At 62.4% G+C, this 25987-nt stretch carries 23 protein-coding genes; 17 read left to right on the top strand and 6 right to left on the bottom strand.

All coding sequences use genetic code 11. From position 1 onward, the window contains the following. Nucleotides 1-63 precede the first annotated feature (63 nt). Together AC27VU_RS14620 and AC27VU_RS14615 are read left to right on the top strand one after the other, a co-directional pair. Nucleotides 64-987 (top strand): SdiA-regulated domain-containing protein, encoded by a 924-nt coding sequence (locus tag AC27VU_RS14620; protein ID WP_103521539.1) that lies wholly within the window; start codon nucleotides 64-66, stop codon nucleotides 985-987. A 190-nt stretch (nucleotides 988-1177) separates the two neighbouring features. After that, entirely contained in the window at nucleotides 1178-2095 is a 918-nt protein-coding gene (locus tag AC27VU_RS14615; protein ID WP_488724324.1) for an SdiA-regulated domain-containing protein, read from the top strand. A gap of 148 nt (nucleotides 2096-2243) precedes the next feature. On the opposite strand, the gene rpiA is transcribed toward AC27VU_RS14615, so the two are convergent. Further along, nucleotides 2244-2918 (bottom strand): ribose-5-phosphate isomerase RpiA, encoded by a 675-nt coding sequence (rpiA, locus tag AC27VU_RS14610; RefSeq protein ID WP_007913886.1) that lies wholly within the window; start codon nucleotides 2916-2918, stop codon nucleotides 2244-2246. Between the two features lie 299 nt (nucleotides 2919-3217). Between rpiA and ilvA the strand changes: the two genes are divergently transcribed. Further along, nucleotides 3218-4732, top strand: a complete 1515-nt coding sequence (ilvA, locus tag AC27VU_RS14605; RefSeq protein WP_488724323.1) for a threonine ammonia-lyase, biosynthetic — start codon at nucleotides 3218-3220, stop codon at nucleotides 4730-4732. A 39-nt stretch (nucleotides 4733-4771) separates the two neighbouring features. Continuing rightward, entirely contained in the window at nucleotides 4772-5197 is a 426-nt protein-coding gene (locus AC27VU_RS14600) for a DUF2269 domain-containing protein (protein WP_226500881.1), read from the top strand. 106 nt (nucleotides 5198-5303) lie between these two features. Here the strand turns inward: AC27VU_RS14600 and AC27VU_RS14595 are convergent, their stop codons facing one another. Further along, entirely contained in the window at nucleotides 5304-5960 is a 657-nt protein-coding gene (locus tag AC27VU_RS14595) for a histidinol-phosphatase (RefSeq protein ID WP_103484318.1), read from the bottom strand. Between the two features lie 143 nt (nucleotides 5961-6103). Here AC27VU_RS14595 and AC27VU_RS14590 point away from each other — a divergent pair, with 143 nt between their 5' ends. After that, nucleotides 6104-6583 carry an RNA pyrophosphohydrolase gene (locus AC27VU_RS14590; protein ID WP_488724322.1) on the top strand — a complete coding sequence of 160 codons (480 nt, stop codon included), beginning with the start codon at nucleotides 6104-6106 and terminating at the stop codon, nucleotides 6581-6583. Nucleotides 6584-6605: 22 nt separating this feature from the next. After that, on the top strand, nucleotides 6606-8885 hold the full coding sequence (gene ptsP, locus AC27VU_RS14585; protein WP_003229199.1) for a phosphoenolpyruvate--protein phosphotransferase: 2280 nt from the start codon (nucleotides 6606-6608) through the stop codon (nucleotides 8883-8885). Nucleotides 8886-9094: 209 nt separating this feature from the next. On the opposite strand, the gene AC27VU_RS14580 is transcribed toward ptsP, so the two are convergent. Next, nucleotides 9095-9841: an NRDE family protein gene (locus AC27VU_RS14580; RefSeq protein WP_488724321.1), complete on the bottom strand. Its 747-nt coding sequence runs from the start codon at nucleotides 9839-9841 to the stop codon at nucleotides 9095-9097. Nucleotides 9842-9971: 130 nt separating this feature from the next. Between AC27VU_RS14580 and AC27VU_RS14575 the strand changes: the two genes are divergently transcribed. The 3 genes from AC27VU_RS14575 to AC27VU_RS14565 all read left to right on the top strand — a co-directional run bounded on the left by AC27VU_RS14575 (nucleotide 9972) and on the right by AC27VU_RS14565 (nucleotide 12685). Further along, nucleotides 9972-10754, top strand: a complete 783-nt coding sequence (locus AC27VU_RS14575) for a sulfite exporter TauE/SafE family protein (RefSeq protein WP_003229195.1) — start codon at nucleotides 9972-9974, stop codon at nucleotides 10752-10754. A 93-nt stretch (nucleotides 10755-10847) separates the two neighbouring features. Then, the gene (lgt, locus tag AC27VU_RS14570; RefSeq protein WP_003229193.1) at nucleotides 10848-11663 is read left to right on the top strand and encodes a prolipoprotein diacylglyceryl transferase; all 816 of its coding nucleotides are present in this window, start codon (nucleotides 10848-10850) and stop codon (nucleotides 11661-11663) included. Nucleotides 11664-11713: 50 nt separating this feature from the next. Next, nucleotides 11714-12685 (top strand): thymidylate synthase, encoded by a 972-nt coding sequence (locus tag AC27VU_RS14565; RefSeq protein WP_488724320.1) that lies wholly within the window; start codon nucleotides 11714-11716, stop codon nucleotides 12683-12685. A gap of 123 nt (nucleotides 12686-12808) precedes the next feature. Here AC27VU_RS14565 and cadR read toward each other — a convergent pair whose 3' ends face one another. Beyond that, a complete protein-coding gene (gene cadR, locus AC27VU_RS14560) occupies nucleotides 12809-13258 on the bottom strand; it encodes a Cd(II)/Pb(II)-responsive transcriptional regulator (RefSeq protein WP_003229189.1) in 450 nt (149 codons plus the stop codon). 84 nt (nucleotides 13259-13342) lie between these two features. Between cadR and AC27VU_RS14555 the strand changes: the two genes are divergently transcribed. From AC27VU_RS14555 to AC27VU_RS14525, 7 genes are all read left to right on the top strand, one after another. After that, nucleotides 13343-15598, top strand: coding sequence for a heavy metal translocating P-type ATPase (locus AC27VU_RS14555; RefSeq protein WP_488724319.1), 2256 nt, complete (start codon nucleotides 13343-13345; stop codon nucleotides 15596-15598). Between the two features lie 16 nt (nucleotides 15599-15614). Continuing rightward, complete coding sequence (locus AC27VU_RS14550) at nucleotides 15615-16478, top strand: LysR family transcriptional regulator (RefSeq protein ID WP_027610541.1); 864 nt, start codon at nucleotides 15615-15617, stop codon at nucleotides 16476-16478. A 241-nt stretch (nucleotides 16479-16719) separates the two neighbouring features. Next, on the top strand, nucleotides 16720-17796 hold the full coding sequence (locus tag AC27VU_RS14545; RefSeq protein WP_201136312.1) for a putative 2-aminoethylphosphonate ABC transporter ATP-binding protein: 1077 nt from the start codon (nucleotides 16720-16722) through the stop codon (nucleotides 17794-17796). Beyond that, nucleotides 17796-19520: a putative 2-aminoethylphosphonate ABC transporter permease subunit gene (locus tag AC27VU_RS14540; RefSeq protein ID WP_103521528.1), complete on the top strand. Its 1725-nt coding sequence runs from the start codon at nucleotides 17796-17798 to the stop codon at nucleotides 19518-19520. Before AC27VU_RS14545 ends, AC27VU_RS14540 begins: the two co-directional genes overlap by 1 nt. Before the next feature lie 47 nt (nucleotides 19521-19567). Continuing rightward, nucleotides 19568-20593: a putative 2-aminoethylphosphonate ABC transporter substrate-binding protein gene (locus tag AC27VU_RS14535; RefSeq protein WP_003229178.1), complete on the top strand. Its 1026-nt coding sequence runs from the start codon at nucleotides 19568-19570 to the stop codon at nucleotides 20591-20593. A 146-nt stretch (nucleotides 20594-20739) separates the two neighbouring features. Continuing rightward, nucleotides 20740-21873 (top strand): TIGR03364 family FAD-dependent oxidoreductase, encoded by a 1134-nt coding sequence (locus AC27VU_RS14530; protein ID WP_488724318.1) that lies wholly within the window; start codon nucleotides 20740-20742, stop codon nucleotides 21871-21873. Next, a complete protein-coding gene (locus AC27VU_RS14525) occupies nucleotides 21873-22430 on the top strand; it encodes a phosphonate degradation HD-domain oxygenase (protein WP_488724317.1) in 558 nt (185 codons plus the stop codon). Before AC27VU_RS14530 ends, AC27VU_RS14525 begins: the two co-directional genes overlap by 1 nt. Nucleotides 22431-22552: 122 nt before the next feature. Here AC27VU_RS14525 and AC27VU_RS14520 read toward each other — a convergent pair whose 3' ends face one another. Together AC27VU_RS14520 and AC27VU_RS14515 are read right to left on the bottom strand one after the other, a co-directional pair. Then, complete coding sequence (locus AC27VU_RS14520) at nucleotides 22553-23929, bottom strand: GTPase/DUF3482 domain-containing protein (RefSeq protein ID WP_103484307.1); 1377 nt, start codon at nucleotides 23927-23929, stop codon at nucleotides 22553-22555. Beyond that, entirely contained in the window at nucleotides 23922-25295 is a 1374-nt protein-coding gene (locus tag AC27VU_RS14515; protein ID WP_488724316.1) for a DUF2868 domain-containing protein, read from the bottom strand. Before AC27VU_RS14515 ends, AC27VU_RS14520 begins: the two co-directional genes overlap by 8 nt. A gap of 85 nt (nucleotides 25296-25380) precedes the next feature. Here AC27VU_RS14515 and AC27VU_RS14510 point away from each other — a divergent pair, with 85 nt between their 5' ends. Continuing rightward, nucleotides 25381-25893, top strand: a complete 513-nt coding sequence (locus AC27VU_RS14510; protein ID WP_003229170.1) for a dihydrofolate reductase — start codon at nucleotides 25381-25383, stop codon at nucleotides 25891-25893. Nucleotides 25894-25987 lie beyond the last annotated feature (94 nt).

Below are 25987 nucleotides of genomic sequence, written 5' to 3'. Positions count from 1 at the left end.
TGGCGTCTGAGCCGGCCTCTTTGTGCTATTACCCATAGCCTGAATTTTCGGAACGCGTCCCTGATGTCAGCTCAAACTCAGCTCAAAACTTCCCGTCGCTCACGTTTTGCCCTGCGCTGGTATGTCTGGCTATTGCTGGTGCTCGCCGTCGTTTATGGCCTGGCGCACATCATGCATTGGGACGACCGTGGCCTGCTGTGGCTGCGCGAACGTTTCGAGAGCCAGGCCGAGCAGAAGGCGAGCATCTGGTTGCCGGATTATCGGGCGGTCATCGATGGCAAGCTGCTGCCGGGCATGGAAAAGGACGAGGCCTCGGACCTGTCCTACAACCCGCAGACCAAAACCCTGTTTTCGGTGATGGGCAAGAACCCGTTCCTGGTCGAATTGACCCTGCAGGGTGATGTGCTGCGCAAGATGCCACTGGTGGGCTGGATCAATCCTGAAGGCGTGACCGTGATGGAAAACGGCCTGATGGCGATTGTCGACGAGCGCGAGCACCTGCTGACTATCGTCAAGGTCGATGCCAATACCCGCGAGCTGAATATCGCCGACTTCCCGAAATACGATCTCGGTCCGTCGAAAAACCAGAACAAGGCGTTCGAGGCAATTACCTGGGATCCGCGCAACCAGCAGTTGCTGCTGGGCGAAGAACGGCCACCGGCGCTGTTCACCTGGAAAAGCGACGGCAGCCAGATCCTCAAGGGCGACAAGCAGAAGCTGGCCAATGATGAACTGGATATCCGCAACCTCTCGGCACTGGCCATCGACCCGCGTACCGGCCACACCCTGGTGCTGTCCGCCGATTCGCACCTGTTGCTGGAGCTGGACGAGAAGGGCGAGCAAGTCAGCTTCATGACCCTGCTCGGCGGCTTCAACGGATTGAAGAACACCATTCCCCGTGCCGAAGGCGTGACCATGGACGACGCGGGTACGTTGTACATGGTCAGTGAGCCGAACCTGTTCTACCGCTTCGAAAAGCAGAAGTAGCAGCCTGAACCTCTCCCTGTAGGAGCTGCCGCAGGCTGCGATCTTTTGATTTTGTTTTTCAAGATCAAAAGATCGCAGCCTGCGGCAGCTCCTACACGGTTCTGTTGTGGGCAAGGGCAAGTGGCCATTAAGCTTCAGTTCAGACAGGCGTGATATTTCATCCGCCTGTTTTGATCCCGAGCCTGCCCGAATGCGTCGACTTGCCCGCCCCAAGCCCCTGTTTGTCATCCTGTCGGTTGTTGCCCTGATCGCGTTGATTGCGATCGGCCAATACCTGCGCCTGTTCGAGCGCGCCTGGTTCAATCTGCATACCTTGTGGCAGCCGATGAGCAGCGAGGCCATTGGTCTGGGTCAATACCGGGTCGAGGTCGAAGCTCGGGTCATCGAAGGGCTGAACGACGATGTTTCGGCGCTGACCTACGACCCGGTGCGCAAGAGCCTGTTCACCGTGACCAACAAGAATGCCGAACTGGTCGAGTTGTCGCTTGAAGGCAAGATCCTGCGGCGTATCGCGTTGATCGGCTTTGGCGATGCGGAGGCGGTGGAGTTCATCAGCGCCGACACCTACGTGATCACCGACGAGCGTCAGCAACGGCTGATCAAGGTCCATCTGGAGCAGGGCACGACCTTCCTCGATGCGGCGGACGCCGAACAAATGACCCTCGGCGTACACATGAGTGGCAACAAGGGCTTCGAAGGCCTGGCGTATGACTCGGTGGGCAAGCGCCTGTTCGTCGCCAAGGAGCGCGATCCGATGCTGATTTATGAAGTGCACGGATTTCCGCACTTCAATCCGGAAAAGTCTTACGCGGTGCACGTGATCAATAATCCCAAGCGCGATGCCGGGATGTTCGTGCGCGATCTGTCGAGCCTGCAATACGACGAGCGCAGCGGCCATTTGCTGGCGCTGTCCGACGAGTCGGGGCTGATTCTGGAGCTGGATGTGGACGGGCGGCCGTTGAGCACACTGTCACTGAACAAGGGACGGCAGGGTTTACAGAAGAGCGTACCGCAGGCCGAGGGCATCGCGATGGATGACGATGGGACGTTGTATCTGGTGAGTGAACCGAACTTGTTTTACATCTTCAAGAAACCTGCACAAAACTGACTGACACCCCAAAAAACCAAATGTGGGAGCGGGCTTGCTCGCGAATGCGGTGTATCAGACAAAATAATGTATCTGACACACCGCATTCGCGAGCAAGCCCGCTCCCACAGGGGGTGATGCAATTACCCTAAGAATGGGGCGGCCGGGCTTACTCAGCCTTCAGCGTCTTCACACCTTCGCTGGTGCCCAGCAACAGCAGATCCGCCGGCCGCGCCGCGAACAGACCGTTGGTGACCACGCCGACGATCGCGTTGATCTGCGCTTCCAGCTCCACCGGGTTGGTGATCTGCAGGTTGAACACGTCGAGGATGATGTTGCCGTTGTCGGTCAGCACGCCTTCGCGGTACACCGGGTCGCCGCCCAGTTTCACCAGTTGACGGGCCACGTGGCTGCGGGCCATCGGGATCACTTCGACCGGCAGCGGGAACTCGCCCAGCACTGGCACCAGTTTGCTGGCGTCGGCGATGCAGATGAAGGTCTTGGCCACGGCCGCGACGATCTTCTCGCGGGTCAGGGCGGCGCCGCCGCCCTTGATCAGGTTCAGGTGCGCGTCGCTCTCGTCGGCGCCGTCAACGTAGAACTCCAGGTCGCTGACGGTGTTCAGCTCATACACCGGAATCCCGTGGCCCTTGAGGCGCGCCGCAGTGGCTTCGGAGCTGGCGACCGCGCCATCGAACGCGCCCTTGTGCTGGGCCAGTGCGTCGATGAAGCAGTTGGCGGTGGAGCCGGTGCCGACCCCGACGATGCTCTTGTCGTCGAGTTTCGGAAGGATGAAGTCGACGGCGGCCTGAGCCACTGCCTGTTTGAGTTGATCCTGGGTCATGCGGGCTCCGGAAGCGGGTAAGGTGAGTGCGGAAAGGCCGGCATTATAGGCCCCGCGGTGGTGAAGGGGGAAACACCCCTGTGGCGAGGGAGCTTGCTCCCGCTGGAGCGCGAAGCGGTCCTTTGCATTCTTTCAGACGAATCGTGTGTTCTGATTTACGACTGCTGCGCAGCCGAGCGGGAGCAAGCTCCCTCGCCACAACGGTTCTCTGCACCCTAATCCCCCTGTTCAGTGTGGTCGTGCGCCCAAAAGCCGGGTTAGACTCGTCGATCCCGCCCAATCGCCAGTGATGCTTTCCGATGCTCGAACAGTACGTCAAAAAGATCCTCACCTCGCGCGTTTATGACGTTGCCGTAGAAACCCCGCTGCAGAACGCTCGCCAGCTCTCCGAGCGGCTGGGCAATGACATCTGGCTCAAGCGCGAAGACTTGCAGCCGGTGTTCTCGTTCAAGATTCGCGGCGCGTACAACAAGTTGACCCAGCTATCTGACGAAGAGCGCGCCCGTGGCGTGGTCACCGCGTCGGCGGGCAACCATGCGCAGGGTCTGGCGCTGGCAGCGAAAGTGCTGGGCGTGAAAGCGACCATCGTGATGCCCAAGACCACTCCCGAGATCAAGGTCGAAGGCGTGCGTTCGCGCGGCGGCAAAGTGGTGCTGCACGGCGATTCCTTCCCGGAAGCCTTGGCCTACTCGCTGAAACTGGTCGATGAAAAGGGCTACGTCTACATCCACCCGTACGACGATCCGCACACCATTGCCGGGCAGGGCACCGTGGCGATGGAAATTCTGCGCCAGCACCCGCAACCGCTGGACGCGATTTTCGTGCCGGTCGGCGGCGGCGGGCTGATCGCTGGCATCGCGGCGTACGTGAAATACCTGCGTCCGGACATCAAGGTCATCGGCGTCGAACCGGATGACTCCAACTGCCTGCAAGCGGCCATGGCCGCCGGCGAGCGCGTGGTGCTGCCGACCGTGGGCATCTTCGCCGACGGCGTGGCCGTGGCGCAGATCGGCCAGCACACCTTCGACATCTGCAAGGATTACGTCGACGAAGTGATCACCGTCAGCACTGATGAGATCTGTGCGGCAATCAAGGATATCTACGACGATACCCGCTCGATCACCGAACCTGCCGGTGCCTTGGGTGTGGCCGGGATCAAGAAGTACGTCGAGTTGCGTGGCGTCAGCGGCCAGACCTTCGTCGCCATCGATTCCGGGGCCAACGTCAACTTTGATCGCCTGCGCCACGTCGCCGAACGCGCCGAGCTGGGCGAGGGCCGCGAAGCGATCATCGCCGTGACCATCCCGGAGCAGGCCGGCAGCTTCAAGGCCTTCTGCGAAGCGATCGGCAAACGCCAGATCACCGAATTCAACTACCGCTACAACACCGGCAGCGAAGCGCACATCTTCGTTGGCGTGCAGACTCACCCGGAAAACGACCCGCGCAGCGCACTGCTGGCGAGCCTGACCGGGCAGGGCTTCCCGGTGCTCGACCTGACCGACAACGAACTGGCCAAGCTGCATATCCGCCACATGGTCGGCGGGCGCGCGGCGCAGGTGGTCGATGAAGTGGTGCTGCGCTTCGAATTCCCGGAACGCCCGGGGGCGCTGTTCAACTTCCTCAACAAGCTCGGCGGGCGCTGGAACATCTCGATGTTCCATTACCGCAACCATGGCGCGGCGGATGGCCGGGTGGTCGCAGGCCTGCAAGTGCCGCATGACGAGCGTCATCTGGTGCCGGCAGCGCTGGCGGAAATCGGCTACCCGTACTGGGACGAAAGCGACAACCCGGCCTATAAGCTGTTTCTTGGCTGAGCGGCTACGCTGATGGGCAGGCCATAAGGAAATCGAACAATGGAAACGTTAACTGCCCTGAAAACCGCGCACATGGTCGCCACCGTGGTGTTGCTGGCCAGTGCGCTGGGTCTGGGAATCTGGGTTTTTCTCGCGCGGCGCAAAGGTGATGCCACGGCGGGCAGCCGCACCTTGCAACGGCCACGGGTGTTCATCTGGTTGTTGATGGGCCTGGCGCTGTTGAGCATGCCGTTCACTGGCTGGGGCATGGTGCATCTGGTTGGCTGGCCGCTGGGACAAACCTGGTTGCTGGCCTCCAGCGTGCTGTACACCGTGGCGGCACTGGCGTGGTTTTGGTTGTTGGTGCGGTTGAATCGGTTGCGCAAGGCGCCGGGTGGCGTTGGCAAGTTCACCTTTGCCTTGGCGTTGTTCAGTTTCGTCTGCTTTATCGCCATTGCCGGGTTGATGGGGGCCAAGCCTGTTTAAGGCTTCACACCGCGTTGGCCCCATTCGGGAGCAAGCCCCCTCCCACATTGGATTTGTGCTGTGAACACGGTCCCCTGTGGGAGCGAGCCTGCTCGCGAAGGCGTAATCAGTCGCGCAACGAGATAACTGGCCAGCCACGCTTCTCGGCCTCGGCGCGCAGATTCGGATCCGGATCCACCGCCACCGGGTTCGCCACCTGCTCCAGCAGCGGCAGGTCATTCATCGAATCGCTATAGAAATAGCTGTCATCCAGCGAATACCCGGTTTCTTCGAGCCATCGATTCAGGCGCGTCACCTTGCCCTCACGGAAGCACGGAATATCGGTGCTGCGCCCGGTGTAGCGGCCATCGACCATCTCGCACTCGGTGGCAATCAGGGTTTCAACGCCCAGGCGCACGGCAATCGGGGCGGTGACGAAGCGGTTGGTGGCGGTGATGATCACCAGTTTGTCACCGGCGTCGCGGTGCTGTTTCAGCAGTTCCAGCGCCTTGGGCAGCACGATCGGCTCGATGCAGTCGCGCATGTAGTCGTTGTGCCACTGTTCGAGCACGGCCATTTCGGTGCGGCCGAGGATTTCCAGGCAGAAGTTCAGGTACGCGGCGTTATCCAGCTTGCCGGCCAGGTAATCCTGATAGAACTCGTCGTTGCGCGTCTTGTACGCCACCGGGTCAAGGAAGCCGCGTTCGCACAGATAGTCGCCCCAAGCGTGATCGCTGTCGCCGCCCAGAAGGGTGTTGTCCAAATCGAATAGAGCCAGGCGCATTGCAGTTACCCGCTGAAAAGTCAGTAAAAAGGCGACAAGAATACGGTCTTTTCACAAGAGTGCACATAAGGTAGGAACCTTCGTTGCCGCCTTATCAAGCTTTGTGGAACAATGCGGCGACATGCGTTTGCGAGGTTGTTGCCGTGATCGACCCCGATGGTTTCCGCCCCAATGTCGGGATCATTCTGACGAATGACGCCGGCCAGGTGCTATGGGCTCGCCGTATCAATCAAGATGCCTGGCAGTTTCCACAAGGGGGAATCAACCCCGAGGAGACGCCGGAGGACGCCTTGTACCGCGAGCTGAACGAAGAAGTTGGCCTGGAACGTGAAGATGTTGAAATACTGGCCTGTACTCGTGGCTGGTTGCGCTATCGTTTGCCGCAACGTCTGGTGCGTACCCACAGCCAACCGCTGTGCATCGGCCAGAAACAGAAATGGTTTCTCCTGCGCCTGATCTCCAACGAGGAGCGGGTGCGGATGGATTTGACCGGTAAACCGGAGTTCGATGGCTGGCGCTGGGTCAGTTATTGGTATCCGTTGGGCCAGGTGGTGACATTCAAGCGCGAGGTGTATCGACGCGCCCTCAAAGAGCTTGCCCCGCGCCTTTTAGCGCGCGACTGACGACGGAGTTCGACCCCGAGCCATGCTCAATACGCTGCGCAAGATCGTCCAGGAAGTTAACTCCGCCAAGGATCTCAAGGCGGCGTTGGGGATTATTGTGTTGCGCGTCAAAGAGGCCATGGGCAGCCAGGTCTGCTCGGTCTACCTGCTTGATCCCGAGACCAACCGCTTCGTCCTGATGGCCACCGAGGGCTTGAACAAGCGCTCGATCGGCAAAGTCAGCATGGCACCCAACGAAGGTCTGGTGGGTCTGGTCGGCACGCGTGAAGAACCCCTGAACCTCGAAAACGCCGCGGATCACCCGCGCTACCGCTACTTCGCCGAGACCGGCGAGGAGCGCTACGCCTCGTTCCTCGGGGCGCCGATCATTCACCACCGCCGCGTCGTCGGCGTGTTGGTCATCCAGCAGAAAGAACGTCGCCAGTTCGACGAAGGTGAAGAAGCCTTCCTCGTGACCATGAGCGCGCAGCTCGCCGGCGTTATCGCCCACGCCGAGGCCACCGGCTCGATCCGCGGTCTGGGCCGTCAGGGCAAGGGCATTCAGGAAGCCAAGTTCGTCGGCGTACCGGGTTCGCCGGGTGCTGCCGTCGGTACCGCGGTGGTCATGCTGCCGCCAGCGGATCTGGACGTGGTGCCGGACAAGCACATCACCGACATCGACGCTGAGCTGGCGCTGTTCAAGACCGCCATCGAAGGCGTGCGCGCCGACATGCGCGCGTTGTCCGCCAAGCTCGCGACCCAGCTGCGCCCGGAAGAGCGCGCGCTGTTCGACGTTTACCTGATGATGCTCGACGATGCCTCGCTGGGCAGCGAAGTCACCACCGTGATCAAGACCGGCCAATGGGCCCAGGGCGCACTGCGTCAGGTGGTCACCGATCACGTCAACCGTTTCGAACTGATGGACGACGCCTACCTGCGCGAGCGCGCGTCGGACGTCAAAGACCTCGGTCGGCGCCTGCTGGCGTATCTGCAGGAAGAGCGTCAGCAGAACCTGGTCTACCCGGAAAAAACCATTCTGGTCAGCGAAGAGCTGACCCCGGCCATGCTCGGCGAGGTGCCGGAAGGCACGCTGGTCGGTCTGGTGTCGGTCCTCGGTTCGGGTAACTCCCACGTCGCGATCCTGGCCCGGGCCATGGGCATTCCGACGGTGATGGGCCTGGTCGACCTGCCGTACGCCAAGGTCGACGGCATCGAGGTGATCGTCGATGGCACTCGCGGCGAGGTCTACACCAACCCCAGCGACGTCCTGCGCAAGCAGTTCGCCGAGGTGGTCGAAGAAGAGAAACAACTGGCGCTGGGCCTCGACACCCTGCGTGATCTGCCGTGCGTGACCCTCGATGGCCACCGCATGCCGCTGTGGGTCAACACTGGCCTGCTGGCCGATGTGGCGCGGGCACAGAAGCGTGGCGCCGAAGGTGTCGGCCTGTACCGCACCGAAGTGCCGTTCATGATCAATCAGCGCTTCCCGAGCGAAAAGGAACAGCTGGCGATCTACCGCGAACAGCTCGCCGCGTTCCACCCGCAACCGGTGACCATGCGCAGCCTGGACATCGGCGGTGACAAGTCGCTGTCGTACTTCCCGATCAAGGAAGACAACCCGTTCCTCGGCTGGCGCGGGATTCGCGTGACCCTCGACCACCCGGAAATCTTCCTGGTGCAGACCCGCGCGATGCTCAAGGCCAGCGAAGGCCTGAACAATCTGCGGATCCTGCTGCCGATGATCTCCGGCACCCACGAACTCGAAGAAGCCCTGCACCTGATCCACCGGGCCTGGGGCGAAGTGCGCGACGAAGGCACCGACGTGCCGATGCCGCCGATCGGGGTGATGATCGAAATTCCGGCCGCGGTGTACCAGACCAAGGAACTGGCGCGGCAGGTGGACTTCCTGTCGGTAGGCTCCAACGACCTGACCCAGTACCTGCTGGCCGTCGACCGCAACAACCCGCGGGTGGCCGATCTCTACGACTACCTGCACCCGGCAGTGCTGCAAGCCCTGCAAACCGTGGTGCGCGACGCGCATGCCGAAGGCAAACCGGTGAGTATCTGCGGCGAAATGGCCGGTGATCCGGCGGCGGCGGTGCTGTTGATGGCGATGGGCTTCGACAGCCTGTCAATGAACGCCACCAACCTGCCGAAAGTGAAGTGGATGCTGCGTCAGATCAACCTGAGCAAGGCCAAGGATCTGCTGGCCGAGCTGATGACCATCGACAACCCGCAAGTGATCCACAGCTCGCTGCAACTGGCGCTGAAGAATCTCGGGTTGTCGAAGATGAATCCGCCGGCGGTCAACAAGGCCCTCTGAAGATCAAAAGCCCCTCACCCTAACCCTCTCCCAGAGGGAGAGGGGACTGATTGGGGGATGCTGCAGAACTCCGCCGACCTGAAAGTGCTTTGCTGAATCCATAATCAACTCGGTCTTTCAGGTCAAAGTATTGCTCATGACACCACGGTCGGCCCCCTCTCCCTACGGGCGGTCCGACGTTTCGGGAGGGTTGGGGTGAGGGTAGGCTTTTAAGCTGTTATCTCCACCTCACCCAAATGCCCGCCATACGGCCCGAAACTGCGCTCGACCATTCGCCGCGTGCCGTCCGCCTGCACAATCAACGCTGTACTCGCCCGTGTGCCATAACTCTGGCTGGCAATGAACACACTCGACAGCAACGATTCGGTGGCCAGCCCGACCCCGGTATCCGGCAGTTCGGCAAACGGCGCGGTCTGCGCATCGCCCAGCAGCTCCAGTAACCGCGCAGGCTGTGGATCATCCAGCACCGTACTCAGTGCAGCTTTGGCCTTGAGCAACTTCGGCCACGGCGTATCCAGCCCGGCATTCGATAGCCCGTAGATCCCCGGCTCAAGCATCACCGGCTCGGACGTCCGCGCATTGAAGTGCCACAGCTCATGGGCATTGCCCAGCAGCAGGTTGAACCCGGCGTATTCCGGCGCGCGAGCGGCCACATCGCGCATATAATCATCAATCGACGTATCGCCCGTGAGAAACCGCGCCACCAGCTCCCCCCGCGACTTGCGCGCCGGTGGCTGGTGCGGATCGCGGATATTGGTCAGCGCGGCAAAGCGCCCATTGGCGCCGATTCCCAGCCACGTGCCGCCAGCCTCAAGATCGCGCCCCGCGTGCACGTGCGGCGCGTCGGCCCATGGCGCCAGCGGCAGGCTCGGGCGGGCGTAGAACTCGTCACGGTTGGCCGCGACGATCAGCGGCTGGGCATGGCCCGGGCGCCAGGCGAAAACAATCAGGCACATAAGGTGGTCCTTGTGTGTTTTTTGCTCACTCTACGCAGTCAGCGTCCGTGCATCCATCGCCAGTTCCGCCAGAGGGTGTGCATCCGTTACCATGCCGCTCCGGTTTTGGGGATGCGTCTGGGAGACGGCCGTGGAATTTCTGCTCTATCTGGCGCTGGGCGCCTGTGCAGGCGTGCTGGCCGGGCTGTTCGGGGTGGGCGGCGGGATCATTATTGTCCCGGTGCTGGTGTTCAGTTTTACCTTGCAGGGTTTCGATCAGTCGATCCTTACACATCTGGCGGTTGGCACGTCGCTGGCGACGATCATCTTCACCTCGGTCAACGCCGTGCGCGAACACCACCGCCGTGGCGCCGTGCGCTGGCCGATTTTCAAGTGGATGGCGGTTGGCATACTGCTCGGCGCCGGTTTCGGTGCGCTGACGGCCGAGGCGATTTCCGGGCCGAACCTGCAAAAGATCATCGGCGTGTTTGCCTTGGTGATCTCGCTGCAGTTGGCGCTGGACATCAAACCCAAGGCCAGTCGAACCGTCCCCGGCAAACTAGGTCTGACCGTGGCCGGGAGCGTAATCGGTTGGGCGTCGGCGATTTTTGGCGTCGGCGGCGGTTCGCTGACCGTGCCGTTTCTGACCTGGCGCAGCGTGCCGATGCAGCAAGCCGTGGCGACCTCGTCAGCCTGTGGCCTGCCGATCGCCCTGGTCAGTGCATTAAGTTTCATGATTCTGGGCTGGCACGATTCGTTGTTGCCGCCGCATAGTCTCGGTTTTGTTTATTTGCCGGCGCTGCTGGGCATTGCCCTGACCAGCATGGTCTTCGCCCGTCTCGGCGCGCGCCTGGCCCACAGATTGTCGCCGCGCTTGCTGAAACGGCTGTTCGCCGCTTTGCTGTTCTGCGTGGGCCTGAATTTCCTGCTCTGACCTGCTGGTTCAGAGCAGCCCGCAATCCTGGCTTAATCCTGAGGTGGCAGCGTCGCCCGGGAATTTTGGTTTCAACTCTAACGAGGAGTCGCAATGCTGCCTTACCCGCAGATCGACCCGGTGGCCCTGGCCATCGGTCCGCTGAAAATCCACTGGTACGGCCTGATGTACCTCGTCGGCATCGGCGGCGCATGGCTGCTGGCGTCGAGCCGGCTCAACCGTTTCGACCCGACCTGGACCAAGGAGAAGCTCTCCGACCTGGTGTTCTGGTTGTCGATGGGGGTGATTGTCGGTGGACGTCTGGGTTACGTGCTGTTCTATGACCTGAGCGCGTACATCGCCAACCCGACGCTGATTTTCGAAGTGTGGAAGGGCGGCATGTCGTTCCACGGCGGATTCATCGGCGTGATGCTTGCCGCGCTGTGGTTCGGCAAGCGTAACGGCAAGACCTTCTTCCAGCTGATGGACTTCGTTGCACCGATGGTGCCGATCGGTCTGGGCGCCGGGCGCATCGGCAACTTCATCAATGCCGAGCTGTGGGGCAAGCCGACCGACGTGCCGTGGGCGATGATCTTCCCGCCGTTCAGCGATCCGGCGCAGCTGCCGCGTCACCCGTCGCAGCTGTATCAGTTCGCGCTCGAAGGCGTCGCGCTGTTCCTGATCCTGTGGCTGTTCTCGCGTAAACCGCGTCCGACCATGGCCGTATCCGGCATGTTCGCGCTTTTTTACGGAATTTTCCGTTTTATTGTCGAGTTCGTCCGCGTTCCGGACGCTCAACTGGGCTACCTGGCCTGGAACTGGCTGACCATGGGGCAAGTGCTGTGCGTACCGATGATCGTCGCCGGACTGTTCCTGATCTGGCTGGCCTATCGTCGCGCGCCGGCAGCACCGCTCGCGCCGACCGCTTAAACTACGAACCCCGGCGCGCGACGCCGGGGCTCAAAGGACACAGGTAACTCATGAAGCAATATCTCGAACTGGTCTCGCACGTCATCCAGAACGGCACCAAACAGGCCAACCGCACCGGCATCAACACCATCAGTTTTCCGGGTGCGATGCTGCGTTTCGATCTGCAGGAAGGCTTTCCGGCGATCACCACCCGCAAGATGGCTTTCAAATCGGCCATCGGCGAGATGTGCGGTTTTCTGCGTGGCGTGAACAACGCTGCTGAATTCCGTGCGCTGGGTTGCAAGGTCTGGGACCAGAACGCCAACGAAAATGCGCAGTGGCTGGCCAACCCGTTCCGTCAGGGCGAAGACGACCTCGGCGAAATCTACGGCGTGCAATGGCGCAAATGGCCGGCGTACAAGCAGATCCCGCTGAGCAACACCGCCGCCATCGAACAAACCCTGAGCAGCGGCTACAAGCAGATCGCCCAGGGCGAAGAAGACGGCCAGGCTTACGTGGTGCTGTACAAAGCCATCGACCAGGTACGCCAGTGCGTCGACACGATCATCAAGGATCCGGGCAGTCGCCGTATCCTGTTCCACGGCTGGAATTGCGCCCAGCTCGATGAGATGGCCCTGCCGCCGTGCCATCTGCTGTACCAGTTCCACCCGAACGTCGAGACCAAAGAGATCTCCCTGACCCTGTACATCCGCTCCAACGACCTGGGTCTGGGCACGCCGTTCAACCTCACCGAAGGCGCCGCGCTGCTGAGCCTGATCGGGCGTCTGACCGGCTACACGCCGCGCTGGTTCACCTATTTCATCGGTGATGCGCACGTCTACGAGAACCACCTGGACATGCTCAACGAACAGCTCAAGCGCAAGCCGTTCGCCATGCCGAAGCTGAAGATTTCGGATCGTGTGCCGGAGTTTGCCAAGACTGGCGTTTATCAGCCGGAGTGGCTGGAGCTGGTGGAACCGAGCGATTTCTCGCTGGAAGGCTATGAGCACCACGCGCCAATGACCGCGCCGATGGCGGTCTGACAAGCAATACAAAAACCTGTGGGAGCGAGCTTGCTCGCGAAGGCGGAGTGTCAGTTGATAGAAATATTGACTGAACTACCGCTTTCGCGAGCAAGCTCGCTCCCACAGTGTTTTAGGGTGTTCTTAATGGCCGTGGCTACGGCCTACGTGGGAGTGTTCGACTTCGGTTGCGACGACTCCGCCACTCACCTCCAGCCGTTGCAAGATCCCGCACTGATCCGCCCCCGGGCCTTCGCCGCAGCGTTGGCGCAGGTCGAGCAGTTGTGTCTGCAACGCCAGCAAGCCATCAATTCGCGCCTTCACATGCTGGATATGCTCGTCGATCAGCGCATTGACGTTTTCGCACTGGTCCTGCGGGCTGTCGCGCAAGGTCAGCAGGCTGCGGATCTCTTCGAGGGTCATGTCGAGGGTGCGGCAGTTGCGGATGAAAGTCAGGCGTTCGGCGTGGGCCTGGGTGTAAACGCGGTAGTTACCGTCGCTGCGCGCCGGTTCCGGCAGCAGGTTTTCGCGCTCGTAATAGCGGATGGTTTCCACGGCGCAGTCGGTGAGTTTCGCCAGTTCTCCGATCTTCATGACGGCAATCTCCAAAAGGGTGCTTGACCCTATAGTGGCTACAGGGTCTTTACTTGGCAACAGGCACCTTTATGGACGCGACCAATGAGCGATTCCCAGCACAACCACAAATCCCACGCGGGACACGACCACAGCCACAAATTGCAGCCTGTGCATAAGCATGACCACGGTGGCGATTCCTGCTGCGCGTCGAAGGCCGCTGCGCCTGCGTTGGTGCAACTGAGCGAAAAGACCAGCGCTGACGCCCGACTGAGCAGTTTCCGCATCGAGGCGATGGACTGCCCGACCGAGCAGACGCTGATCCAGAACAAGCTCGGCAAACTGGCCGGTGTGCAGCAGCTGGAATTCAACCTGATCAACCGCGTGCTCGGCGTGACCCACAATCTGCCGGACACCGCGCCGATTACCGAGGCGATTACCTCGCTGGGCATGCACGCCGAACCGCTGGAGGCGGGCGTCGAAACCCCGGCCCCGGCGCCGGTGAAAAAACACTGGTGGCCCCTGGCGCTGTCCGGCGTTGGTGCGCTGGCGGCTGAAGTGATCCACTTCACCAACGCCGCGCCGACCTGGGTGGTGGCGATCATTGCGCTGGTGTCGATCCTCAGCGGCGGCCTGACCACCTATAAAAAGGGCTGGATCGCCCTGAAGAACCGCAACCTCAACATCAACGCACTGATGAGCATCGCGGTGACCGGTGCGGTGCTGATCGGGCAGTGGCCGGAAGCGGCGATGGTGATGTTCCTGTTCACCGTGGCCGAGTTGATCGAAGCGCGTTCGCTGGATCGTGCGCGCAACGCCATCAGTGGCCTGATGCAGATGACCCCGGAACAGGCCACGGTGCAGCAAGCCGACGGCAACTGGGTCGAAAAAGAGGTTAAAAGCGTCGAACTCGGCGCCCGCGTGCGGGTAAAACCCGGCGAGCGCATTGCGCTGGACGGCGAAGTCGTCAGCGGCAGCTCGACCATCGATCAGGCGCCAATCACCGGTGAAAGCCTGCCGGTGGAGAAAACCATCGGCGATAAAGTCTTCGCCGGCACCATCAACCAGGCCGGCTCGCTGGAGTACACGGTGACTGCGGCGGCGAACAACTCGACCCTGGCGCGGATCATCCACGCCGTTGAGCAGGCTCAAGGCGCACGGGCACCGACTCAGCGCTTTGTCGATCAGTTCTCGAAAATCTACACCCCGGTGGTGTTCGTGCTGGCGCTGGCCGTGGCGATCATTCCGCCGCTGTTCATGGGCGCAGTGTGGTTCGACTGGATCTACCGTGCGCTGGTGCTGCTGGTGGTGGCGTGTCCCTGTGCACTGGTGATTTCCACCCCGGTGACCATCGTCAGCGGCCTCGCGGCAGCGGCGCGCAAAGGCATTCTGGTCAAGGGTGGCGTGTATCTGGAGGGCGGTTTCAAGCTCGATTATCTGGCGCTGGACAAGACCGGCACGATCACCCACGGCAAACCGGTGCAGACCGATTACCTGTCGCTGGACCCGACCGCTGACGCCACAGCCCCGGCGATTGCCGCCGCGCTGGCCGGGCGTTCCGATCACCCGGTGTCGCTGGCCATCGCCAATGCGGCTGTGGATAAAAACCTCGCCGTGCTGACTGTGGATAACTTCGAAGCGCTGGCCGGGCGTGGTGTGAAGGGCCAGATCAACGGCCAGACCTATCACTTGGGCAACCACCGTCTGGTTGAAGAGCTGGGCCTGTGCTCGCCGCAACTGGAAGAGAAGCTGTTTGCGCTGGAGAAACAGGGCAAGTCCGTGGTGTTGCTGCTCGACAGTTCCGGCCCGCTGGCACTGTTCGCCGTGGCCGACACGGTCAAGGAATCCAGCCGCGAAGCGATCCGCCAGTTGCACGCGCTGGGCGTGAAAACCCTGATGCTCACCGGTGACAACGTGCACACCGCGCAAGCCATTGCGGCGCAGGTCGGCATCGATCAGGCCAAGGGCGACTTGCTGCCGACCGACAAACTGCAAGCTATAGAAGAGCTTTACGGCAAAGGCCATCGGGTCGGCATGGTCGGCGACGGTATCAACGACGCGCCGGCACTGGCCCGCGCCGAGATCGGTTTCGCCATGGCGGCCGCCGGCACCGACACCGCGATTGAAACCGCCGATGTCGCCCTGATGGATGACGATCTGCGCAAGATCCCCGCGTTCATCAGCCTGTCGCGCGACACCGCGAGCATCTTGAAACAGAACATCGCGTTGGCACTGGTGATCAAGGCTATCTTTCTTGGGGTAACCTTTGCCGGACTCGCCACCATGTGGATGGCGGTGTTTGCCGACATGGGCGTGAGCCTGCTGGTGGTGTTCAACGGTTTGCGCCTGCTGCGCAAATAAACGATGAGGGATGGTTGTGCTGAGTGCCGAGCTGAAAGCGTTTTATATGGTCGCCCGCCTGGGCAGCATTACGCTGGCGGCGAAAAAGCTCGGCCTCAGCCAACCCACCGTGACCACGCAGATCCGTAATCTGGAAAGTCAGTACTCGGTGGAGCTGTTCTACCGTGGCGGTCGGCGCCTGAGTGTCAGCGACGAAGGCGCGCGGCTGCTGCCAATGGTCAAGGCGCTGTTGCAGCAGGAGGCCGACATCGAGTTCTTCCTGCGCAACAGCGGTCAGGTGCAGGGCACGTTGCGCATCGCTGCCACCGCGCCGTATTACATCCTCGATCTGGTGAAAACCTTCCGCGAGCGCTTGCCGCAGGTGGAAGTGTCGGTGGAAATCGGCAACTCGCAGCAGGTGCTCGAAGCGCTGGAGGATTACCGGGTGGATGTCGCGGCGTCGTCGCAGTTGCTTGAGGATGCGCGCTTGATTCGCCGGGTATTGGGTAGCGATCCGCTGGTGCTGGCGGTGCATCGCAACCATCCGCTGGCGGCGCAGGAGCATGTGGCGTTGAGCGCGCTGGCCGGGCATACCTTGCTGATGCGCGAGTCCGGTTCGACCACCCGGCGCCTGACCGAGGAGTTGCTGCAAAGCGCCGGAGTCAGTTTCGGCCCGTTGCTGGAAATTGGCAGCCGCGAGTCGATCCGTGAGGCGGTGCTGCGCAATATCGGCATCAGCATCATTGCCCGCCAGGAAGTCCCGCATGATCCGCAATTGCGGGTGCTGACCATCGAGAATGCGCCGCAGATTCCCGAGTATCTGTATTGCCTCAAGGAGCGCAAGGGCGCGCGGTTGCCGGCGGCGTTTCTGGGGTTGGCCCAGGAAATGTCCCCGGCCTGATTTCTTCAGTGCCCATGCCGGCCTCTTCGCGAGCAAGCCCGCTCCCACAGGGGATAGTGTTCACAACACAAATCCAATGTGGGAGCGGGCTTGCTCGCGAAGGCGTCAGGCCAGGCAACACATGACTTGAAACCTGAACCAAAATCCCCGAATACCACTATCAGCCGTTTTTGCCTCACTGCCACATGACGGACGCATTACAACTCTAGGATTGGCCCCATCAGCTTGATGAGGTCTGTCCATGAATCCTGCAATCGCAACTGCCCTGACCAACCCCGGTGCGCCGATGAAAGTGCGCGGCGTGCAGAAGCGCTTCGGCGCGTTCACCGCACTGGATAACGTCTCCCTCGATGTCGCGGCCGGTGAGCTGGTGTGTCTGCTCGGCCCGTCGGGCTGTGGCAAGACCACGCTGCTGCGCTGCATCGCCGGGCTGGAGAAGCAGGACAGCGGCGAGTTGTACCTCGGAGATCGCGATGTTTCGCACCTCGCGCCGCAAGCCCGGGACTACGGCATCCTGTTCCAGTCCTACGCGCTGTTCCCCAATCTGACCGTCGAAGCGAACATTGCCTACGGCCTCGCCGGCAGTGGTCGTGACGAAGTGCGTCGTCGCGTCGGTCAGATGCTGGAACTGGTCGGCCTCACCGGCAGTGAGAAAAAGTACCCGGGCCAGTTGTCCGGCGGTCAGCAACAGCGAGTCGCACTGGCTCGTGCCCTGGCCCCGGCGCCGTCGCTGCTGTTGCTCGATGAACCGATGTCGGCGCTGGACGCCCGAGTGCGCGAGCATCTGTGCACCGAACTGCGCCAACTGCAGCGCAACCTCGGCATCACCACCCTGATGGTCACGCACAATCAGGACGAAGCCATGCTGATGGCCGACCGTATCGCCGTGATGCACAACGGTCGGGTCGAGCAGTACGCCACCCCGCAGGAAATCTACAATCGCCCGGCCACGCCGTTCGTGGCCGAGTTCGTCGGGCAGGGCAACTGGCTGCCGTTCCAGCGCAGCAGCGCCAGTCATGCCCGGGTTGGCGGGATGGATGTGCGTCTGGCCGATGGCAGCGTCAGCGGCGCCTCGGGCCGACTGTTCTGCCGTCCGGAAGCGATCAGCGTCAATCCGCTGGTGCACGAAGAAAACCTGTTCCCGGCCAAGGTTCGCGAGATCACTTTCCTCGGCAACCGCTGCCGCATGAGCTTCGAACTCGACCAATTGCCGGGCCACGCGCTGCTCGCTGAACTGGCGCCGGAAGCCATGCCGCGCCTCGGCGCCCAGCAGATCATGGTCGCCTTGCCACCGCGCAGCCTGCAGGTGTTTGCCTGATGAGCGCGAACATCGCACTGCCGCTACCGCACAAGCAGGCGCGGCGAGTGTCCGGGGCCGAGGTCGGTGACCGGATCTTCGTCCTCGGCGGCAAACTCCTGCTGCTGTTACTGCTCGGTGTCGCTGTGCTGCTGCCGTTGCTGGCGATCTTCTGGCGCGGCTTCAGCAGCGAGGCCGGGCAGGGCGGTGGCTGGCTCGCCGCCAAGGAGCTGGTGACCAGCGAGAATTTCCACTGGCTGCTCGGCAACAGCCTGAAAGTTTCCCTCAGCGTCGCGGCCATCGTCGTACCGCTGGCCTACCTGTTTGCCTACGCCCTGCAACGCACACTGATTCCGGCCAAGGGCATCTGGCGCGGGATTTCCCTGCTGCCATTGATGGCGCCGTCGATGCTGCCGGGTATCGCATTGGTCTATCTGTTCGGCAATCAGGGCATGTTGCGCGGGCTGCTCTCGGACAACATCTACGGTTTCTGGGGGATCGTGCTGGGTGAGGTGATCTACACCTTTCCGCATGCGCTGATGATTCTGCTGTCGGCGTTGTCGCTGGCCGATGCGCGGCTGTTCGATGCGGCGTCGAGCATGGGCGCCAGTCCGGCGAAAGCCTTTCGCAGCATCACCTGGCCGGCGACCCGCCAAGCGGTATTCGCTGCGTTCTGTCTGGTGTTCACCCTGACCATCACCGATTTCGGCGTGCCGGTGGTGGTTGGTGGCGACTATCAAGTGCTGGCGCTGGAAGCCTACAAAGCCGTGGTCGGCCAGCAACAATTCGGTCGCGGGGCGCTGATCGGCATGGTGCTGTTGCTGCCGGCGCTGTTCAGCTTCGGCGTCGATGCCTGGCTGCGCCGCCGTCACGGCGATTCCATGAGCGGCCGCGCCCAGGTGTTCAAACCGGCGCCGTCGAAGCGGCGCGATGCCTGCTATCTGGCGATTGTTTTGTTGATCAGTGCGGCGTTGCTGCTGGTGTTCGGCATGGCGGTGTTTTCCTCGCTGGTGAAGTTCTGGCCGTACAACCTGTCGCTGTCGCTCAATCACTATCAGTTCAACGAGACCGCCGGCGGTGGCTGGCTGGCGTACAGCAACAGCTTGAAGATGGCGTTGGGCACGGCGCTGATTGGCAGCGTGCTGATCTTCACTGGCGCTTATCTGATGGAGAAAACCCGCAGCCAACGCGGCCTCAACCTGACCCTGCGCATGCTCAGTTTCGTGCCGATGGCGGTGCCGGGGCTGGTGCTCGGCCTGGGTTACGTCTTCTTCTTCAACCTCAGCGGCAACCCGCTGCACGTGCTGTACGGCACGATGACGCTGCTGATCGTCTGCACCATTGCGCACTATCTGACCACCGCGCAAATGACCGCGACCACCGCGCTGCGCCAGCTCGACGCCGAGTTCGAAGCCGCCGCGCTGTCGCTCAAGGCGCCGCTGTACCGCCATTACCTGCGCGTCACCGTGCCGATCTGCCTGCCGGCGTTGCTGGACATCGTGCGCTACCTGTTCGTCTCGGCGATGACCACGGTGTCGGCGGCGATCTTCCTCTACAGCCCCGACACCATCCTCGCGGCGGTGGCGGTGCTGAACATGGATGACGCCGGCAACGTCGGCGGCGCGGCAGCGATGTCGACCCTGATTCTGTTCACCTCGGCAGGCGTGTCCTTGCTGCTGGCGTGGGCTTCGCGCGGCTTGCTGCGCCGTTCCCAGGCCTGGCGGCAAACCGCGCCCGGTCACTGATTGACGATTTATCCCTACAGCCTCAACTCACCGACAGGAAAACGATCATGTTCAAGCCTATGGCCCTGGCCGCTGCTGTGCTCGCTACTTTCAGCCTGAATGCCTTCGCGGCAAAAACCGAGTTGACGGTGTACACCGCCCTCGAAGCCGAGCAACTGACCGCTTACAAAGCCGCGTTCGAGAAGGCCAACCCGGACGTCGAGATCAAGTGGGTGCGTGATTCCACCGGGATCATCACCGCCAAGTTGCTGGCCGAAAAGGCCCGTCCGCAGGCTGACGCGGTGTGGGGGCTGGCCGCTTCGAGCCTGGCGATCCTCGATCAGCAGGGCATGCTGCAAAGCTACGCACCGAAGGATCTGGGCAAGATCGGCGCGAACTACCGCGACGCCGCCAACCCGCCAGCCTGGGTCGGTATGGACGTGTGGGCCGCGACTATTTGCTTCAACACCGTCGAAGCCGAGAAGCAGGGCCTGAGCAAACCGGTGAGCTGGCAGGATCTGACCAAGCCTGAGTACAAGGGCAAGATCGTCATGCCGAACCCGGCGTCCTCCGGCACTGGTTTCCTCGACGTCAGCGCCTGGCTGCAAACCTTCGGCGAGAAGCAGGGCTGGGCCTACATGGACGGTCTGCACCAGAACATCGGCCAGTACGTTCACTCCGGTTCCAAGCCTTGCAAACTGGCGGCGGCGGGCGAATTCCCGATCGGCATTTCCTTCGAATATCCGGCGGTACAGCTGAAACGCCAGGGCGCGCCGCTGGACATCATCCTGCCGAAAGAAGGCCTGGGCTGGGAGATCGAGGCGACTGCCGTGATCAAAGGCACCCCGCATGAAGACGCGGCGAAAAAACTCGCGGACTTCTCCGCCAGCGCCGAGGCGATGGATCTGTACAAGGAGAACTTCGCCGTCCTCGCCCAGCCGGGCATCGCCAAGCCGCAGACCGAACTGCCGGCCGACTACGAGCAGCGTCTGATCAAGAACGACTTCGCCTGGGCCTCGAAGAACCGCGACGAGATCCTGACCGAATGGCGCAAGCGTTATGACGGCAAGTCCGAGAAAGTCGTCGCCAAGTAAGATCTTTATCGACTGACAGGGCCTCTTCGCGAGCAAGCCCGCTCCCACATTGGATCTTCAGTGAACACCTATTTTGTGGGCACCAAAAATCCCCTGTGGGAGCGGGCTTGCTCGCGAAGGCGGCCTCCCATTCAGGGAAAATCTCCATGACTCAACACAAAGACCTGCTCATCGTCGGCGCCGGCATCCTCGGCCTGTCCCACGCTTACGCCGCCGCCAAGCGCGGCCTCAAGGTCAGCGTTTTCGAACGCACCGCCACGCCCCTCGGCGCCTCGGTGCGCAACTTCGGTCAGGCGCTGGTCACCGGCCAGCCACCCGGGCCGATGCTCGAACTGGCCAAGGCCAGCCGCGAGATCTGGGGCGACTGGGCGCAACTCGCCGGTCTGCAGATCAAGCGCAACGGCTCGTACCTGTTCGCCCGCAGCGAAGCCGAAGAGCAATTTCTCGAAGCCTTTTGCAACGGCCGCGCCGTGGAGCACGGTTACAACGTCGCCTTGCTGCGTGGCGCCGCCTTGCGTGATCTGTACCACGGTCAGTTCAGCCATCATCGCGCTGCGTTACACGGCGTGGACGATCAACAGTTGTACTCGCGGGAAGCGATCCCGGCGCTGATCGATTATCTGCGCCGCGACCTCGGCGTCGAGTTTCACTTCAGCACGCTGGTGCGTGACGTCGAGCCAGGACGTCTGCACAGCACTGCCGGCAGTTTCACGGCGAAGCAAATCATCGTCTGCTCCGGCCACGATTATCAGACCCTGCTGTCCGAGCCGATTGCCACGCTCGACCCGCAGATCTGCCGCCTGCAAATGCTCCGCGCCAAACCGCAGATCGAGTTGAATCTGCAACACGCCTTGCTCACCGGTTTGAGCTGCGTGCACTACGGCGCCTTCGCCGATTTGCCAGAAGCGGCAGCGGTGCAGGCACAGATCCTGCGCGAACAGCCGCACCTGCACGACAACGGCATTCACCTGCTGATCAGCCCGACGCCGTATGGCGAGCTGATCATCGGCGACTCGCACCATTACGGCAGCGATCCGTCGCCGTTCAACGCCGAGCAAGTGGACAACTGGATGCTCGAACTGGCCGAGCACACGCTGGGCTGCAAGGTGCAAGTGGTCGAGCGCTGGCAGGGCGTCTATGGTTCCCGTGGGCCGGGGCCGTTCTCATTCCTGCGGCCGGCACCGGGCTTGAGTGTGGCGCTGATGCACACCGGCGTCGGCATGAGCGTCGGTCCGGCACTGGCCGAGCGCAACGTGGCGCAATTGCTGGAGGAAATGTGATGGCCGGGCATGCGCAAGTCGTTGACCGGGTGTTTGCGCTGTATGAACGCTTTGGTGCCAGTGATTACATCGGCGAGCCGGTGTCGCAGATCGAACACATGTCTCAGGCAGCGCAGTTGGCGATGGCTGAAGGCTTCGATGATGAAGTGGTGCTCGCCGCGTTCTTCCACGACATCGGCCATTTGTGTGCCGAAGGTGCCGAGAACATGGGCGGTTATGGCGTGGTCAGCCATGAGCGGCTGGGCGCGGATTATTTGCGTGAGGCGGGATTCAGCGAGCGTATGGCGCGGTTGGTGGAATATCACGTGCAGGCCAAGCGCTATCTGACGCTACGTGAACCGGGGTATTTCGAGCGCCTGAGTGAAGCCAGTCGCCGGACTCTGGAATATCAGGGCGGGGTGATGAGCGAGGCTGAGGCGGATGCGTTTGAGCGCGATCCGTTGTGTACCGTGAGTTTGCGCATGCGGCAGTGGGATGAGTTGGCCAAGGAGAGGGCGGTGCCGGTGATGGATCTGGGAGTATTGAAGAAGAAGGCGGTGCGCCTGCTGGCGGCGTAATCCGTGTCACCGAGTCGCGCCATTCGCGAGCAAGCCCGCTCCCACATTCGACCGAGTTCCACCATAAGGAATGCGATCAAACTGTGGGAGCGGGCTTGCTCGCGAAGAGGCCAGATCAGGCGCTACAAATCTGCAGCCAATAGATCAATCTGCTCCTGCCGCTCCGCCTGATTCAGCTTCGGATGCGGATTGAGCGAAGACCACTGCGGATGCGCCCGTGCCTTGTGCAACGCTTCAGGCAGCTTGCCTTCGCGCCAGGTCTTGTCCTGCGGGGTGGCGACCTGAACCGCTTCCATCGCCGCATGCCCGCGCTGATCGAGCGCCAGCAATAGTTGGCGCTGACGCAACGCCAACAGCCGCAACACGCCGTCATCCACGGTCAATTCCCGCTGTCCCTTGATCTTGCCCAGCAAGCGGCTGCCATAACTGCGCGCGGTTTGCAGGGCGCCGCCGGCAATCGCACCGGCCAATGCCGCCGCACCGAGGGTAATGCCGCCGACCAGCAGATCCACCCCAGCCCCGGCAGCGGCACCGGCCGCAATCCCGCCGCCCACCCGTACGCCGAGTTGCTTCAGGGTTTCCGGGTTGAACAAATCATCGCCCCAACGCCCATCGAGCAACGGCAGATCACTGGCCGCCGCATCCTGCGGGCGAAACGCATAGAGCTTGAGCAACGCTTCGACGCATTTCTGTTCACGCTGGCGCACGGCTTTGCGCAGTTCGCTGATCGCTTGCTGTTCCTGCTCGGCCTCGCTGACCACACTGCGTCGGCACGCGGCGCAGTCGATCAGCAATTCGGCGATCAAACGCGCCGCACTTTGTTGGCGGGCGAGGCGCTGGGCCTGTTGATCGGCGATCAAGCGCTCCAGTTGCGGACGGGCGTTTTCCAGCAGCAGCGCAAGGCTTTCGTACAGGCGCCGCTCGCCATCTTCCGGCGGCGCAACGCTGTCGAAACGCACCAGCGCGTGCAGGCCGAGCCGCGCCAACGCTTCGCGCCAGTCCGGCTCGCGATGGTTGGCGCTGCTGACGAAATTCAGCACCGGCAGCAGCGGTTTACCGCAACTGGCGAGCACTTCGAGTTCGTCACGATACTTGGCCAGCACCGGTTCGCGGGCGTCGATCACATACAGGCCGGCGTCGGAGGCGAGTAGCTGTCGCAGCACTTTCGCCTCCTGTTCGAACCGCTGACGCGCTTCGCTGCCGTCGAGAAACCGCGCCAGTCGCGCCGGGCCGTCGAGACGTTCGCCGGGGCGTTCCAGACGCTCAAGGAAATCCAGCAGGGCGATGGCGTCTTCCAGCCCCGGCGTGTCGTAGAGATCGAGCAACGGCTCGCCGTCCACCGACAACCGCGCACCCTCGACATGTCGAGTGGTGCTCGGCCGGTGCGAGACTTCGCCGAAGCCGACGTCGCGGGTCAGGGTGCGCAGCAGCGAGGTCTTGCCGACGTTGGTGTGGCCGACCACCGCGAGTTTCAGCGGCGCTTTCCGGGCATCAGTCATGACCGCTCTCCAGCCAGTTCATCGGTGCGCAATCGGCGAACGGCAACTCCAGTTGTTGCAGCGCAACGTGCCAGTCGCCGAGACGGGCACTGTCCAGCGCTTCGCCGGGCGGTGCTTGCAGCAGCCAGACCCGGGTGGCGCTGGCGTTGCGCGCCAGTTCGGCGATCAGCGCGAGGCTGCCGCGATCCGGCGAGCGCCGTGGATCGCAGGCAATCAGCAGGCGCGCCGGAGGGAAACGGCTGAGCTGTTCGAGCAGTTTGTGCCGCGATTCGCGGCTGTCGAGGATTCCGGCGTTGCTCACGGTTTTCGGCAGGGCCGGTGGCCACGGGCGCTGATCGTCGAGTTCGATGGCCACCAGCAAAGCGCCGTCGCTGGCGTGTTCGCTGACGCTGCTTTCAACACGATGCAACTGCGCAGGCGCCGCGTCGTTGATGCCGAGGCGTTCGCTGGTTGGCATCAGCCGCTCACGCAACTGGGCGTAATCGGGCAGGTTCAGGTCCAGCGTCAGCGCGGCTTTGCCGCGACTCCAGCGCCAGAAACACAACAGCGCCAGCAGCAGACGCGGCAGTACGCCGTAGACCACCAGCACGCCGACCAGCCAGGTTGCCCAGGCCTGTCGCGCGCTTTCGATATCCAGCGCTGCACCGCCACTGGCGCGGATCATCTCTACGGTCGGCACGTTGAAGCCGAGCAGCGCCGGCAGCGCGCCGAGGGCTTGGGTCAGGTTGATAAAGGTGTTGGCGCCGAGAATGGTGGTTTCCCAGACGAAACCGTAGCGCCGGGTCGCCATCAGTGTCAGCAGCAACAGCAGTGCGCTGAGCATCGCCAGCAACCACAGGCCATTGACCAAAGTGCCGAGCGCCCAGCGATTGAGTTTCCTGCGCTGCAACATCAGCAGCAGGGCCGGCGCGAGTTGCGCGGCTTTGGCATCGCGGGCGAGTTTTTCGCTGAGCCACAGCCACAAGCGCCCGAGGGTGGCGCCGTGTTCACCGGCAAAGATCAGCCCCAGCGCCCAGCTCAGCAGCAGAATCAGGTTCAGCCCGAGCAGGCTGCCCAGGGCCCAGAACACATTGACCGGCGTCTGGCTCAGTGCGGCGAAGGCCAGCCCGGCGCCGCTCAGCAGCGCGAAAATGACCAGCAGCACCAGCGCCAGACGCGCGCCTTGCAGCCAGTGCTTGAGTGCTGCGCTCAGCCCGTCGCGCTCGGCCAGCCACACGGCGCGGCGCTGAATACGGCCCGCCAGATAGCCGCCGGCCGCGCGGGCCAGTCGATTGGCTTCCAGATCCTCCAGGGGACCTGCGTGTTCTTCGCGCAGGCGGATGGTTTCGGTCAGCCAGAGGTTTTGCAGTGGAGTCAGTTCAGTCACGCGCCATTCCGTTGCTCGATTGAGCAGTGAGCATAACCGCTGTGGCGCTTATCGGGTCAAGCGAGGCTCTGGTATCCTCGCCGGCATGACTAAATCACTCCCCCTCAGCCTGATCGCAGCCCTCGGTGAAAACCGCGTGATCGGCGTCGACAACAGCATGCCCTGGCACCTGCCGGGGGACTTCAAATACTTCAAGGCCACGACCCTCGGCAAGCCGATCATCATGGGTCGCAAGACTTGGGATTCCCTCGGCCGTCCGCTGCCGGGGCGCTTGAACATCGTGGTCAGCCGTCAGCCGGATCTGCTGCTGGAAGGGGCGGAGGTGTATCCGTCGCTGGAAGCCGCGGTGGTTCGCGCCGAGGAATGGGCGAAAGCGCAGGGTGTCGATGAGTTGATGCTGATTGGCGGCGCGCAGTTGTATGCGCAAGGGCTGGCGCAGGCGGATCGTCTGTACCTGACCCGAGTGGCGCTGAGCCCGGAGGGTGATGCGTGGTTTCCGGAGTTCGATCCGAACCAGTGGAGACTGGTGTCGAATGTGCCGAATCCGGCTGAGGGCGACAAGCCCGCGTACAGCTTCGAAGTCTGGGAAAAAGCTTAATTAACCTGTGGCGAGTGAGCTTGCTCCCGCTGGCCTGCGCAACAGGCCCAAGATGTCGGGGTCGCTTCGCAACCCAGCGGGAGCAAGCTCCCTC

This window comes from Pseudomonas sp. 14P5.3.2 (assembly GCF_057799175.1).
Note: the sequence above shows the minus strand (reverse complement) of the source record. Positions and strands in the feature narration are given on the sequence as shown.